Source organism: Subsaxibacter sp. CAU 1640 (assembly GCF_023156585.1).
In the GTDB taxonomy this organism is placed as follows: domain Bacteria; phylum Bacteroidota; class Bacteroidia; order Flavobacteriales; family Flavobacteriaceae; genus JBPOFM01.
In genome coordinates this window covers 717,158-732,120 of the sequence record NZ_JALNMI010000001.1, presented here as the reverse complement: position 1 = coordinate 732,120, position 14,963 = coordinate 717,158, and the positions used below count along the sequence as shown (strand labels likewise).

Here is a 14,963-nt window from a genome sequence, read left to right as displayed (position 1 = left end):
CTTTTTAATTTTTATTGAATACGATCAATTGATTTAAAATAATCTGTCTTGCCTTTTCATTTAAAGTTTTGGTGTCAGTTATTTTCAAATCTTTTGTCAAAAGAAACTTGTGGATTTTAGCGCGCATTCTGCCAGGACCACCACTAAAAAAAATATAAGAAAAACGCTTCTTGTTATCTGCAAAGGTCATCGGAACTACTGGAATTTGATGATTGATGGCTAATCGGAAGGCTCCATCTTTAAATTCATCGAGCATAATATCTTCATCTGGCACGCCTCCTTCAGGAAAAATGCAAATGCTCACACCCTGTCTTAGTCTTTTTTGCGCTCGTAAAAAAACGGCCTTTCTGCTTTTTTCAGAGCTTCTATCTACCAAAATACACGTGCGCTTATAAAAAAAACCAAAAAGTGGAATTTTGGCCAATTCTTTTTTTCCAACAAACACAAACGGATTTTTCACGCAAACAAGCATCAACATAATATCAGTCATAGATGTGTGATTGGCTATAAACATATAGCTCTTGCTTTTTTCAGGAGTTTCCTCTCGTTCAATCTTCCATCGAAAACCCATCCCCACCAAAATAAAAGCTGCCCAAAAGCGTGCTAATCTAAAAAAATAGGGATACCAAGATTCTTTCAAAATAGATATTACCAGTAATGGGAACAATACGATGATTGGCACTGTTACCAAAATATAGAACCAAAGGCGGTATAGAATCCAAAATGGATATTTGATTAGTTTCATAAAAGTCAAAACTACTAAATAAATTGAGCTATTGTACTAAAAAAATTACCTTTGTAATTCGTTTAACAATTAAAAAGATTCCTGCCTTCGCAGGAATGATTATGGCAAGAATTCTCACAGGCATACAAAGTACAGGAACTCCACATTTGGGGAATATTTTAGGAGCTATCATACCTGCAATTAATATGGCAAATGACGACTGCAACGAGTCGTATCTGTTCATTGCTGATATGCACTCCCTAACGCAGATAAAAGACGCCGATACTTTACGGCAGAATACTTACTCAACAGCTGCAGTATGGCTTGCCTTTGGATTGGATGTTGACCAAACTGTATTTTACAGGCAAAGTGATATCCCTCAAGTAACCGAACTATCGTGGTATTTAAGTTGTTTCTTCCCCTATCAACGTTTAACTCTTGCTCATAGTTTTAAGGACAAGGCTGATCGTTTAGAGGACGTCAATTCAGGATTGTTTACCTATCCTATGTTGATGGCTGCTGATATTTTATTGTATGATGCAGAAATAATTCCTGTTGGGAAAGATCAGTTGCAACACATTGAGATGACCAGAGACGTTGCTACTCGCTTTCACGCAAAAATGGGTGAAACCTTCGTGATTCCTGAAGCTAAAGTTCAGGAGGAAACCAAACTGATACCTGGAACCGATGGTGAAAAAATGAGCAAGAGTAAGGGTAATATTATTGATATTTTTCTTCCGGACAAGCAACTCCGAAAGCAAATTATGTCTATCCAGACGGATAGCACTCCACTAGAAGATCCAAAAGACTGGAAAACGTGCAACTGTTTTGCTATATACAGTTTACTGGCTTCTAAAGAAGCTGTTGAAACGATGAAAGCCAACTACGAAAAAGGAGGTTATGGCTACGGTACTGCAAAACAAGCTTTATTTGAGTTGATTGTTGAAAAATTCGCCACACAGCGTGAACGTTACCATCATTATATGAATAACCTCAACGAAATTGATGCCGCTTTGTTTATCGGTGTTGAAAAGGCAAGGATGGTTGCAGATGACGTTTTGTCCAGAGTTAGAGCGAAAGTCGGTTATTAAACCAGTTCAAACATTTTTCCGGGCAAAGGTCTCATTACTCCTTTTAGTTCCATATTTAATAGAATTCCTGCTACTTTGAAGATTGGAATTTGACATTCAATGGCAATAATATCAAGTGATTCTTTTTCTTTGTTTTTCAGATAGTTGTAAATCACCTTCTCTTGTTCATCCAATTCAACAAATAGCTGTTTTTGGATAGCAGGCTTTTTCTTCTCTTCGAGTTCCCAATTCAAGACATATGGCACATCCATTGGGTTAGATAGCAAATGTGCTTTTTGATATTTGATAAGGTTGTTGCACCCAATGCTTTGCAAATCATTTATCCTTCCGGGCACAGCAAAAACATCTCTATCGTAAGATCTAGCAATATCTGCCGTTACAAGGCTACCACCTCTTTCCGCAGATTCTATAACAATGGTTGCTTCACTCAAACCTGCAATAACTCTATTGCGCTTTAGGAAATTTTCCCTGTCAGGATTGGAACTACTCCAAAACTCTGTCAAAAAGCCACCATTCTTTTCGACATCAACCATATATTTTTTATGTGTGGCTGGATAAATTTGATTCAAACCGTGCGCCAAACAACCAACTGTCTGTAAATTATGTTTTATCGCAGCTTTTTGGGCTGTAATGTCTGCTCCATAGGCAAAACCAGACACAATCACTGGATTGAAAACGGCCAATTGCTCAACCAACTGTTCGCAAAAAGCTATTCCGTAAGTCGTGATTTTTCGAGTGCCTACAATACTTATAATGCGCTTCTTATATAAATCTACATTACCAGCTTGAAATAAAAGAATCGGACCATCAATACAATGCTTCAATTTGTCCGGATACTTTGCATCCATAAAATACAAGCATTCGATGTCATTCTCTTTTATGAATTTTAATTCCTTTTCAGCAGCTTTGAAATGCGACACCTCAAACAAGTCCTTAATCGTTAAATCACCAATGCCATCAATTCTGGTAAGGTTTTTCCTTTTCTCTTTAAAGATTGCTTCTGCAGAACCACAATGACCAATGAGTTTTTTTGCTGTAATATCACCTATTTTGGCAACATTCTGAAGGGCTAAAAGATGCAGTAAATCGGTTTCTGTCATTGTATGGCGCTGATTATGAATATCAACAGTAAATCAAATGCAATGTTAATAAATTGTAAGTCTCAAATTTCATTCAGCATCAAAAATTTTTAACTTTGTTTCGATGCATTTAGAAAACTACATAAGCGATTTATTATACCGCTACGACTGCGTAACAATTCCAGAATTTGGAGCATTTTTAACCAATCGAGTGCCTGCCAAAGTACACGAATCTACCAATGCTTTTTATCCTCCGAAGAAAGTTTTATCTTTTAACGAGCAGTTGCAGCACAATGATGGTTTGCTGGCAAGCTATATCACAGAAATTGAAAAGATTCCTTATGAAGCTGCCATCCAAAAAATTGGAAAACACGTTAAATCCATCAAGTCTTATTTGGTTGAAGGTGAAACATTGAATTTTCAAAATATTGGAGATTTAATGCTCAATTCTGAAGGAAAAATTGTTTTTGAACCTTCATATCACGTGAATTACCTGACTGATTCTTTTGGATTGTCGCAGTTCACATCCTCTAGCATCACTCGTGAAGTTTATAAAGAAGAGGTTGAAACGATTGAGAAAGTTGTTCCTATTTCAATCACTCCTGAAAAACGCAACACGGCTCGACCTTTACTTAAATATGCTGCAGTGGCATTGATTGCTTTAACAGCTGGAGGTTTTGTGGCATCCAATTACTACATTAATAAAATTGAAGAGCACAATCAAATTGCACAAGAAGAAGCAAATGAGCAACTAGACGCCAAAGTCCAGGAAGCGACTTTTGTGATTGAAAACCCTCTACCAGCTGCCACACTTACTGTTGAAAAACAATCTGGCAATTACCATATTGTTGCTGGGGCTTATCGTATTGAGGAAAACTCACACACCAAGGTCGAACAATTACAAGCGCTTGGTTACAAAGCTCGTATGATCGGTGTCAACAAATATGGTCTTCACGAGGTGGTTTATGATAGTTATCAAACTTCTGAAGAAGCTGTTGCCGCTTTACGCGAGATTCGTCGCAACCATAATCCTCAAGCTTGGTTGATGGTAAAAGAGATTCAATAACTTTCAAGTTTTCGTCCACAATCTTTTCAATCGTAACTCGTAAATCATAAATCCCGAGTATCTTTGCATTGCAAAAAAATAAACTATGCAAGCAAAAACGCCTGAACAATCGAAAACCATCATGACCGACTTGGTATTGCCAAGTGAAACCAATCCTATCAACAATCTTTTTGGAGGTGAATTATTGGCTCGAATGGACAGAGCTGCCAGTATAGCTGCCCGACGTCATTCCCGTAGAATTGTGGTCACTGCTTCTGTAAACCATGTGGCTTTTAATCGTTCTGTGCCTTTAGGAAGTGTAGTGACCATTGAAGCAAAGGTTTCAAGGTCTTTTAAATCTTCGATGGAAGTGTTTATGGATGTTTGGATTGAAGACCGTGAATCTGGGTTAAGAACTAAAGCGAATGAAGCCATTTACACGTTTGTCGCGGTTGATGAGACTGGACGACCTGTGGAAGTGCCAGAATTAGTTCCAGAAACCGACTTGGAAAAAGCGCGTTTTGAAGCTGCTTTGCGCCGTAAGCAATTGAGTTTGGTGCTTGCGGGAAAAATGAAGCCAAATGAAGCCACTGAATTGAAGGCTCTTTTTGAATAACTACATTCTATAAATCCAGCCAGAAGGATCCTGCGTTTTGGATTCGCCTGAAACAACCTTGAAAATGCTGAAACTCAAGATAGTTTCGTGGTCTCCTGTCGTTGTGAAAACTTCTCCAATAAACTGTTTGGTATCTACCTTATCACCTTTTTTGACGTAGACTTTTGATAAGTTTTTGTAGGCTGTAAAGTAATTTCCGTGTTGAATCAAAACGGTAGGATTTCCAGTTTTGCTGGCAATTACAGCAGTCACAGTTCCTTGAAAAACCGCTCTCACTTTTGAACCTTCTTCCGTGGCAATTCTAACACCATTGCTTTGAATGCTGATGGAAGGATCTATAGGAGACGGTTGTGTACCATAACGCGTTTTGACAACGCCTTTTTCGACTGGCCACGACAGTTTTCCTTTGTTGGCTTCAAAATTGGCTCCTGTGGCCTTGGCTTCTGGTGTTAGGGCAAAACCAGACGAAGATTTGGTTTCGCTTGCTTTGTTAGATTTGTTTGCTTTTCTATTGGCTTCAGCTATCGCTTCCTTAATCAAACGTTCAATTTCACGATCGATTCTATCGGCTTCCTGCTGTTTTGATTTAATTTGAGAAGAATATTTGGTTAAATCCTTACGGATCAAAGCAACCATCTCTTGCTGTTCTTTGATGTCTTCCTCCAATTGTTTTTTGGCAATTCTATTCTCCTCAATTAGCTTTTCCTTATCTTTTTTCTGTTGCAATAATGATGTATTTAAGTCTTGAAGCTTCTGTGTTTTAGACTTGATTTCTTCACCTTGCTGCTCTTGGTATCTTGTGTATTGTTTAATGTATTGCAAACGTTTGTAGGCTTGCTTGAAATTATCCGAGGACAATAAAAACATCACTCTGCTTTGTTCTGATTTGCTTTTGTAAGACTTCACCACCATAGCGGCGTAATCTTCCTTTAATTCCTTTAATTGGTCTCTTAAACTTGTGATTTCCTTTTGATTGTTGTTGATTTCTCTCGTGAGCAAGTTTGCCTGATCATTTGTAACCTTAATCAAGTTTTGACGTACACGAACTTTATTATTCAAGTCTTCAACAATGGTAACCATAGATTTTTCCTTTTTCCTATTGGTAAAAAGTAAGCTGTTAATCTGCTCAATCTCCTTTTGTAATTGCTGACGTCTCGCCTCGAGTTCCTGTTGCTTTTTGCTTTGTGCAGTCATATTGCCCACACAAAAAAGCATCAATAGACTAAACACTAAATATGTTGGTCGGTTTAGTTTCATTTCAATTGAATTTCTTTATATCCTTCTGGAATTTCAAACGGAAAACGCAGATCTTCATTGATGCTTATCGATTTAAATTCTAAATCAATCTTCACTTGATCATTGTTTTCCAAGGCTAATATATTCACATTTTCCGGAAAAATTTGCTTGTCCACCAATTGATAGCTTTTATAATCAATTTCTAAAAATCGCTTTGTGAGTGGTTGAGACAATTGTTGTGAATCCAATTTGAAATGACCAGGATTGAAAAGATAAAATATCTCGAAGATAGATTTTTGACTTTCAGGTTGTAAGATGTACGAGTTCTCATTTGAAGAAGCCACATAAGTTTCATCTTTCAAATTGTAAAGTGTTTCTCCCATCAATAGATTTTGAACCTTTTGAAAATCCAAGTCCACACCTAATAATTCTGATAACAACGAATAATCACCATCAAAATATTCGTTTTCCCATTTGTTGTAATAGCTCACTTTATCTGGTGTAATCATTGCTCTTGCAACTCCCAATGGCGCACTCAACCAAATGGTTTTGTCCTTTTCCATTCTCAAGTTTACAGTGACACCATTTGATGATTTTCCGTCAGAATAATCAATTTTTACTTTCGCCTGAAACGTCTTGAAATCAGCTGTTTGCTTTTGATTTTCTCTAATGATTTGTTTGGCAGTCATATTTTCCTTGATGACGCCTTCCGAAGTGAGATTTTTTGTGGATTTACAACCAATGAAGATTCCAAAAATTAGAATCAAAAACGCATATTTGATATTACTCATTGCTGTTGTTTGGTTAAAGTTTCTGCCTTTTTAGCAAACGCTTGAGATTTGGGAATATTATTGTCCAGCTTATACGCCAAGCTCAACTGTGTGTAGAAATCGCTTTCCATTTTAGCGTCATCAATGATATAATCCAATCCTGCTTCCAGTTTTTGAATGGCTTTTTTAGGCTGATTCAATTTATTATTGGCAACGCCATTGATAAGATACAAAACTGGTTGTGCTGGGAACAAATCGAGTGCTTCCTGACTTTTCTTCGCAGCTTTTTCATCCATATTCAAATCGAGTTGAAGCAGTAAAACGTCTTTAATTATCATAAAATTGTTTGGGTCTTGCTGCAACGCTTCTTCAAAATATTGGAGTGCTTTTGGTTTATCATCCAATTTTAGATGATATTGTCCCAATTCAGTAAGTGTTTTGGTGCTTTTTTCTGTACCTACCATCGCCGTCAACTCGACAAGGTCTTTTTCATACTCTGGATGTTTAGACACGTAATTGACAAAATCATTGAATACTTTGGCTTTTGCTTCTGGAGTGATTTCAGGCGTGGAAAGCACTGTTTTCATAGATTGAATAGCCTTTTCAGTTTCATTTGCATCCAAATAAAACTTATAAAGTGCCAAATGAACCAATTTCGATTCTGGTTTTGCCTTTAACAAGTCTTTTGAAGCTTCGAACGCCTTTTTGGTATTTCCCGTTTCACTATAGCGATAAATCAATCTCAAATAAGCATCTTCGTTTTGTGGGTCAGCTTTGACGCGCTGTTCAAGATTTTCAATTCGGTCATCATCCTTTCCTGTTATGTTATAGATTTCATTCCGAAGCGCATCTCGGTCTGGATTGATTCCAAATTCTTTGTCCAACTGGTCCAAAAGCTTTAGCGCGTCTTTATATTCCTTGGATTTGATGTACAATTCAGCTAAATCCTGACGATAATCAGGATGGTACTTTACCAATTGTTTGACAGTTTTGATGGCTTTGTCTGTATCTCCCTGAAGATTGTAGACTTCGTAAAGCTGGTCTAGATACCACTCATTTTCCGGTTCTTTTGAAACAGCCTTTTTAAGAGCATCTTCGGCGGCGCCATAATTTTTTAAGGCTATGTAATTTTTGCCCAATTCATAATAGATGACCGTTTTTGAGTTGTCAAGTTTTTCGCATTTTAACAAAGCATCGACAGCTCTTTGGTAGTTTTCAATCCCGTTTTGTTTCAATGCCTCGAAAAAACTTTCCTGAAACATATCTTCGACATCACCAAGGTCATCAGTTGGTCTTTTGTTGAAATCTACTTGTGCATAGCTCATCTGTGGAATGAAAACTATTCCAATCAAAATCAATACTATGTAGTGTTTCAACTTCATTTAGTTATGTGCTGCGATGGTTAAATTCAAAAACTATTCCAAGACTGAATAATCACCAATACTAATGCTTTTAAAATGGCCATCGTATTTTACGTGATTGCCAATCATAGCTCCATCCAAATTAGCATTTTTAATGACATTATGGCTCTGAATTAGGCTATTTTTAACGGTCACGTTATCTAATAAACAATCATTGCCGATGGAAACATTTGGACCTACGGTTGTGTTGTTCAAAATGACATTTTCACCTATATGGCAAGGTTCTACGATTTTGGAATTATTCAAAGTAACTGTTGCAGCAATCATTTGTTCCTCACCATCTTGTTGTAGAAAGCCGAGCATACGTGTATTTGTTTCTACCGTCACAGTTTTATTACCACAGTCCATCCATTCATCTACTTCTCCTGCCTTAAAGACCTTTCCGCTTTGCATCATTCGTTTGATACCATCATTTATTTGATATTCTCCACCGTTCACAATATTGTTGTCCAACACGTGTTGCAATTCATTCTTTAGGACCGCCACATCCTTAAAATAGTAGATACCAATAACTGCCAAATCGCTTACAAACTCTTTTGGTTTTTCTACCAGCTCAATAATTTCGTCACACTCATTCAACTTTACGACTCCATAGGCTTCGGGCTGCTCTACTTTCTTAACCCAAATTACAGAATCTGCTTCAGGATCCAACTTAAAATCTGCCCTGATAAGTGTATCTGCATAGGCAATGACCGCTGGGCCAGAAAGTGAGTCCTTTGCACACATAATGGCATGTCCCGTGCCCAAAGGCTGGTCTTGGCGATAGATGGAGGCATTTGCTCCCAATCCAATTGCCAATTCTTCCAAACTCTTAACTACATCGTCTCCAAAAAAAGCTGGGTCGCCTAAAATAAAGGCAATCTCATCAATCGGCTGATTCAATACCTTTACGATATCTTTAACCAAACGATGCACTATCGGTTGGCCAGCAACTGGAATTAATGGTTTTGGAACTGTGAGTGTATGAGGACGAAGTCTTGAACCTCGACCTGCCATTGGAACTATTATTTTCATTTAAAATTTTATTTCATTCCCTCGAAGGAAGGAATCTTGTTAAATAATACTATAATTTCATAAAGATATCGACTTTGCTCGACCAGACAGAATTTGCTATTTCGTACCTGTACTACCAAAACCTCCTTCTCCTCTGGATGTTTCGGTCAATTCTTCTACCTTAATCCATTCGGCACGCTCGTGTTTAGCAATCACCAATTGTGCGATGCGCTCACCATTGCTTATCGTAAACTCTTCATTTGATAAATTGACTAAAATGACTCCAATTTCACCTCTATAATCTGCATCAATCGTTCCTGGCGCATTCAATACGGTTATTCCCTTTTTTGCAGCCAATCCACTTCTTGGGCGCACTTGTGCCTCATAACCGACTGGAAGCTCCAGAAAAAGGCCTGTGCCCACAATACTGCGTTCCAAAGGTTTTAAAACTCTTGCTTCTGATAAATTTGCGCGCAAATCCATTCCTGCGGAAGCTTCTGTTTCATAAGATGGTAATTCGTGATTTGATTTATTGATGATTTTGATGTTCATATCTTGTGTTTCAAATAATGAAGTTTGATTGTATTATTTTCTTTTCAGAATTTGTTTAATTTCCTTTTGTTCCAATAGATAAATAATTCCCAAAAATACTAAAACTAAAATGGTACTGACGTAGTAATTATCATTAAATCTGTAATAAGAAATCCCAGAAATCAGGATTGCGAAAAGCATATAACTCAAAATCCTAGTGAGGTCATAAGGTACCGGATAATGCTTTTTGCCCATTTGATATGAAATGAGCATCATACTACCATAGGCAATCAAGGTCGTGTATGCAGAAGCCATAAACCCGATTTTCGGAATCCACCAATAATTAAGCGCAATGGTAATGATGGCGCCAATTATGGAAATATACATTCCAAAGCGTGTTTTGTCCGTTAATTTATACCAAATTGCTAAATTGAAATAGATTCCCAAACATAAATTTGCCAGCAACACAATCGGAACAATATCTATGGCTTTCCAATAAGATTCATTTGGAACAATCAATTGTTTGAAAATATTCAAAAATGCCACCGTAAACACAAACATCAAGCTTCCGAGTATGACGAAGTATTTCATAATTCTGGCGTATGTTTCCTTTGCGTTCAATTCTTTTGCGTGGCTGAAAAAGAAAGGTTCAGCACCAAGACGAAATGCTTGGATGAAAATGGTCATAAAAACTGCAATCTTGTAACAACCACTATAAGCTCCATTGATGTCCTTTCCTTCCATAACAGGCAAGAGCCATTTGTCAAAATTCTCATTGATGACATAAGCGAGACCTGCAATCATTATTGGCCAACCATAGTTGAGCAATTGTTTAAAAATTGCTGTGCTAAATTCAAATTTTGATTTGAAAAAATAAGGCGACAACAACAATAAGGTTGAAATACTGGCAGCAAGGTTGGCAATGAAGATATACTGTACCAAATCGTCGGCATTATAACCTGGAAACTCAATGTTGAAATAAGGAATTGCCCAAAGGAAAAAGAAGTTTAAAATGACATAAATGGCGATATTTGAAAGCTTTATAGCAGTAAATTTTATTGGTCTTCCTGTTGCTCTTAAATAGGCAAAAGGTGCGACTACAAGGGCATCCAAAGCCAAAACACCAATAAGTAAATTGAAATAGGTAATGTTCAGGTTGACGAAACTTGCAAGTTGCTCGTTGAATAAAAAAACAAGTACAAAAAAGATCAGCGTCGAACCCGTTAAGCTAATTAGAACAGTTGAAAATACTTTTTCCTTTTCTTTTTCTTTGTTCAAATTGAAAAACCTGAAAAAAGCAGTTTCCATTCCGTAAGTTAGTAACACATTGAAAAACGCCGCATAGATATAAAATGTGGTATTGTCAGAATAATTGGATGTTGCCAATTTGTCGACGTGAAGTGGCACAAGAATAAAATTCATAAGCCTGGGAAGAACGGTCGCCAGACCATAAATGATAGTGTCCTTGAAAAAGGTTTTTAATGTGCCCAAGAATGCGAATTTGAGCTGCTAAAATACAGTTTTATGCAGCCAATTGCAAGGTGTCTCTTAATCCTTCTTAACTGGAGCGCTCGGATAATTTTGTGACGGTTTTTCAGTAATGTTCTCCAATTTGAAATACCTTATGTCACCATTTTGTTTGTAGCTAATGACACACTCTGAATCCTTAAGTTCGAAGGGAATTTTTTTTGGAATATTTGGAACAGAATTTCCATATTCTTCGTTAGGGTCGCTGCTCATCACAATATCTTGTTTTTTATTGAATTCAGTTTTAAAACGTCCAACGTAAATTAGGTTTTCATCTTTAATGGTTTCTAGTTTTACGGCCTTGCCTCTAAAATAGACTGAATCTAATTCTATAGCGGTAGCTTTATTCTTTGAATGAATAAACAGATCAATTCCGGAACCGCCTCCTTTGACGCCAGCTACCCATTTTTGAAAATAAACTTCCTCCACGTCAATGGGAGATGAGGACTGCAACTTTTGAGCAGACGAACATCCAACCACCACAATCATTATTGCAAAAATTGATGCGGCTTTTATCGAAATCATAATGCGTACATTTTCATTAAAGATACTAAATCAAACATCATTCCATAAAAAAAGCCCTGCGTTAGTGCAAGGCTTTATAATTTTATGGTATCGAATGTTATCAATCTTGATCGACAGTAGCGACAGCGCTATTGGAAGTGTTCTCGTAAATAGACGGAGGACCATTTTCATAATATGTCCCAGCCTTTTCACTCAAGCTTGCAATTTTGATATATTTCGTAACGCCATTTTCTTTGTAGCTAATTACACATTCGTCTGCTCCTAAATCAAAAGGGTAGTCAGCAGGCTTCTCTGGATATTTCCAAGTGTAATCAGTTGATTTGTTTTTCAAGGTGGCAGAATACATCCCTTTACCTTTAACTAATTTGCCTGTAAGATTTCTGAAATAAACATTTTCTAGAACAACATTTTCGTCATTTGTAATATTTGGAAGAAAAACATTAAATCCTGTTCCTCCAACATTGATGCCTGCATACCATTCTTGGAAATTGACTTCATTCAACTTAAAAGTTGGGTGTTCCTGAAAAGAAGTAACAGTGTTGGAAATGGCTTTGGATTGGGCGTTTGAAGTGAAACAACCCAACAACATTAAAAACATAGCGGTGGCTCTAAAAGCCGTTTTAAGTAGGTTCATAGGATATTTAATTAAGATTTGGACTGCTAATATAGATAATAAAACAACCTGACAATGGAAAAAAACAGTTTTTTCGACAAAATACACGTATTTTATCCGACTTATATGACGTTTCATCCGAAATTTAAGCCATTTTGGAGCTAGTTTTTAAGGGGAAAAGTCATAATCTGAAAAGAAAAAAACCTCACTAATAATTAGTGAGGTTTTAGTTGATAAGTCACAAAGCAAAGTTGCTTCTTATATATAAGTCTATCAATTGTTCAATGCTTCTGCACCACCAACAATTTCAAGGATTTCATTGGTAATTGCCGCTTGACGGGCTTTGTTATAAGTCAATTTCAACTGATCGCGCAATTCTGTCGCATTATCTGTCGCTTTGTGCATTGCAGTCATACGCGCTCCGTGTTCACTAGCGAAAGAATCTCTAATCGCTTTATACAATTGTGTTTTTAAAGATTTTGGAATCAACTGCTCAACAATTTCAGCTTTAGAAGGCTCGAAAATGTAATCTAAATTCACGTTTGCATCCTTTTCAATCGGAACAATTGGCAAGAATTGTTCGTTCATAATTTCTTGCGTCGCAGCATTCTTAAACTTATTGTAAACAAGCACAATTTTATCCGCTTTATGTGTCAAGAATTGTTCCATCAACATTTCGGCAATATCAGCGACATTCTCAAAAGTTAAATCGTCATAAACAGCACTTTTGTTCGAAAGCACTTTGTTACTTTTCTTAAAAGCGTCATTTGCCTTCTTTCCTATAGCTAAATAAGATACTTCCTGATTAGCATAAGTATTATTGACCAAAAAGTTAACCTGCTTGATGATGTTTGAATTGAATGCTCCTGCCAAACCTCTGTTTGATGTAATGGCAACAATAAGCACTTTGTTAACAATGCGCTGGTCTGCAAATTTACTACCAGAATCAGCATCTAATGTTGCGCTCAACCCTTGTAAAAGTTCAGTCAACTTATCAGAATAAGGTCTCATTGCAGTGATGGCGTCTTGTGCCTTCTTCAATTTTGCAGCAGACACCATTTTCATAGCGCTAGTAATCTGCATCGTTGAAGATACTGATGATATTCTGTTACGTATTTCTTTTAAGTTCGCCATTCTTTAATTAGAATTAAGTATGAAGACATTAGAAGTTAGACCAACATCCCACAACTTTACACTTATTTTCTATATTTTGCTGATAGTTCTTTAGCTACAGTCATTAAAGTGTCTGTAACTTCGTCTGTCAATTTACCAGCTTTCAAGGTCGCCAAAGTATCGCTATGTTTAGCTTTCAAGAACTCTAAATAATCTCTTTCGAATTCCTTTACTTTTTCAACAGGAACATCTCTTAATAGATTTTTCGAACCTGCATAGATGATCGCGATTTGATCTTCAACAGTGTAAGGGTCATTTTGAGCTTGTTTCAAAATTTCCACGTTACGTTTACCTTTTTCAATGACATTCAAAGTTGAAGCATCAAGGTCAGAACCAAATTTAGCAAAAGCTTCTAACTCACGATATTGTGCCTGGTCTAATTTCAAAGTACCAGCAACCTTTTTCATTGATTTAATCTGTGCATTACCGCCCACACGAGATACCGAGATACCAACGTTAATTGCAGGACGAACACCAGAGTTGAACAAGTCACCATCCAAGAAAATCTGTCCGTCAGTAATGGAAATTACGTTAGTTGGAATATATGCAGATACGTCACCAGCTTGTGTTTCAATAATTGGAAGTGCTGTCAATGAACCTCCTCCTTTTACCATAGGTTTCAATACTTCTGGCAAATCGTTCATTTCTTTTGCAATGTCATCATTCGCAATGATTTTTGCAGAACGCTCTAACAAACGAGAGTGAAGGTAGAAAACGTCTCCAGGATACGCCTCACGTCCTGGTGGACGACGTAACAACAAAGACACCTCACGGTAAGCAACAGCCTGCTTTGACAAATCGTCAAAAATAATCAAGGCAGGACGACCAGTATCTCTAAAATACTCACCAATTGCAGCGCCAGCAAATGGAGCATAAACCTGCATAGGAGCTGGGTCAGATGCATTTGCAGCTACAATGACAGTGTAAGCCATTGCACCTTTGTCTTCCAACGTTTGTGCGATGTTTGCCACTGTAGAAGCTTTTTGTCCTACAGCTACATATATACAGAATACAGGTTCACCTGCATCATAAAATTCTTTTTGATTTAAAATGGTATCAATACAAACAGTTGTTTTACCAGTTTGACGGTCACCAATAACCAACTCACGCTGACCACGACCAACTGGAATCATCGCATCAATCGATTTGATACCTGTTTGTAACGGCTCTGTAACCGGCTGACGATATATAACACCTGGCGCTTTACGCTCCAATGGCATTTCATAAAGTTTTCCACCTATTGGACCTTTACCATCGATTGGGTTCCCTAATGTATCAACCACACGTCCAACAATCTCTTCACCTACTTTTAAGGAAGCAATACGGTTAGTTCTTTTTACGGTAGAGCCTTCTTTGATTTCTTTCGAAGGCCCCAATAATACAGCTCCAACGTTATCTTCTTCAAGATTCAAGACAATTCCTTCGAGACCGCCTTCAAATTCAACTAACTCACCATATTGTACGTTAGATAAACCGTAAACACGTGCAATACCATCTCCAACAGTTAGCACTGTTCCTACTTCGTCCAAAGAAGCACTTGCTTCAAATCCTGACAATTGTTGTTTTAAGATTGCTGAAATTTCAGCTGGTTTTACTTCTGCCATTATTATTAATTTTGA

The 14,963-nt window shown here is 37.2% G+C and carries 15 protein-coding genes; 3 read left to right on the top strand and 12 right to left on the bottom strand.

Annotation, left to right across the window (positions count from 1 at the left end):
* Positions 1-4: 4 nt before the first annotated feature.
* Positions 5-745, bottom strand: coding sequence for a lysophospholipid acyltransferase family protein (locus tag M0G43_RS03185; RefSeq protein WP_248023467.1), 741 nt, complete (start codon positions 743-745; stop codon positions 5-7).
* Between the two features lie 101 nt (positions 746-846).
* Between M0G43_RS03185 and trpS the strand changes: the two genes are divergently transcribed.
* Positions 847-1,815, top strand: a complete 969-nt coding sequence (gene trpS / locus M0G43_RS03180; RefSeq protein WP_248023465.1) for a tryptophan--tRNA ligase — start codon at positions 847-849, stop codon at positions 1,813-1,815.
* Here trpS and dprA read toward each other — a convergent pair.
* Positions 1,812-2,915 (bottom strand): DNA-processing protein DprA, encoded by a 1,104-nt coding sequence (dprA, locus tag M0G43_RS03175; protein ID WP_248023464.1) that lies wholly within the window; start codon positions 2,913-2,915, stop codon positions 1,812-1,814. The two genes, trpS and dprA, sit on opposite strands and share 4 nt — an antisense overlap.
* Positions 2,916-3,018: 103 nt before the next feature.
* Here dprA and M0G43_RS03170 point away from each other — a divergent pair, with 103 nt between their 5' ends.
* Together M0G43_RS03170 and M0G43_RS03165 are read left to right on the top strand one after the other, a co-directional pair.
* Positions 3,019-3,960 carry an SPOR domain-containing protein gene (locus M0G43_RS03170; RefSeq protein WP_248023463.1) on the top strand — a complete coding sequence of 314 codons (942 nt, stop codon included), beginning with the start codon at positions 3,019-3,021 and terminating at the stop codon, positions 3,958-3,960.
* An 85-nt stretch (positions 3,961-4,045) separates the two neighbouring features.
* A complete protein-coding gene (locus tag M0G43_RS03165) occupies positions 4,046-4,555 on the top strand; it encodes an acyl-CoA thioesterase (protein ID WP_248023462.1) in 510 nt (169 codons plus the stop codon).
* On the opposite strand, the gene M0G43_RS03160 is transcribed toward M0G43_RS03165, so the two are convergent.
* The 10 genes from M0G43_RS03160 to atpA all read right to left on the bottom strand — a co-directional run bounded on the left by M0G43_RS03160 (position 4,556) and on the right by atpA (position 14,948).
* Positions 4,556-5,812 carry a murein hydrolase activator EnvC family protein gene (locus tag M0G43_RS03160; protein ID WP_248023461.1) on the bottom strand — a complete coding sequence of 419 codons (1,257 nt, stop codon included), beginning with the start codon at positions 5,810-5,812 and terminating at the stop codon, positions 4,556-4,558.
* On the bottom strand, positions 5,809-6,582 hold the full coding sequence (locus M0G43_RS03155; RefSeq protein WP_248023460.1) for a DUF4292 domain-containing protein: 774 nt from the start codon (positions 6,580-6,582) through the stop codon (positions 5,809-5,811). The genes M0G43_RS03160 and M0G43_RS03155 overlap by 4 nt, the downstream gene beginning before the upstream one ends.
* Positions 6,579-7,943 (bottom strand): tetratricopeptide repeat protein, encoded by a 1,365-nt coding sequence (locus M0G43_RS03150; protein WP_248023458.1) that lies wholly within the window; start codon positions 7,941-7,943, stop codon positions 6,579-6,581. The genes M0G43_RS03155 and M0G43_RS03150 overlap by 4 nt, the downstream gene beginning before the upstream one ends.
* A 33-nt stretch (positions 7,944-7,976) precedes the next feature.
* Complete coding sequence (locus tag M0G43_RS03145; protein ID WP_248023456.1) at positions 7,977-8,996, bottom strand: nucleotidyltransferase family protein; 1,020 nt, start codon at positions 8,994-8,996, stop codon at positions 7,977-7,979.
* A gap of 96 nt (positions 8,997-9,092) precedes the next feature.
* Positions 9,093-9,527, bottom strand: coding sequence for a dUTP diphosphatase (gene dut / locus M0G43_RS03140; RefSeq protein ID WP_248023454.1), 435 nt, complete (start codon positions 9,525-9,527; stop codon positions 9,093-9,095).
* Positions 9,528-9,560: 33 nt separating this feature from the next.
* A complete protein-coding gene (locus M0G43_RS03135; RefSeq protein ID WP_248023453.1) occupies positions 9,561-10,997 on the bottom strand; it encodes an oligosaccharide flippase family protein in 1,437 nt (478 codons plus the stop codon).
* A 57-nt stretch (positions 10,998-11,054) separates the two neighbouring features.
* A complete protein-coding gene (locus M0G43_RS03130; protein ID WP_248023452.1) occupies positions 11,055-11,558 on the bottom strand; it encodes a hypothetical protein in 504 nt (167 codons plus the stop codon).
* 100 nt (positions 11,559-11,658) lie between these two features.
* Complete coding sequence (locus M0G43_RS03125; protein ID WP_248023451.1) at positions 11,659-12,192, bottom strand: hypothetical protein; 534 nt, start codon at positions 12,190-12,192, stop codon at positions 11,659-11,661.
* Between the two features lie 252 nt (positions 12,193-12,444).
* Complete coding sequence (gene atpG / locus M0G43_RS03120) at positions 12,445-13,305, bottom strand: ATP synthase F1 subunit gamma (RefSeq protein WP_248023450.1); 861 nt, start codon at positions 13,303-13,305, stop codon at positions 12,445-12,447.
* Between the two features lie 62 nt (positions 13,306-13,367).
* On the bottom strand, positions 13,368-14,948 hold the full coding sequence (atpA, locus tag M0G43_RS03115; RefSeq protein ID WP_248023449.1) for a F0F1 ATP synthase subunit alpha: 1,581 nt from the start codon (positions 14,946-14,948) through the stop codon (positions 13,368-13,370).
* Positions 14,949-14,963 lie beyond the last annotated feature (15 nt).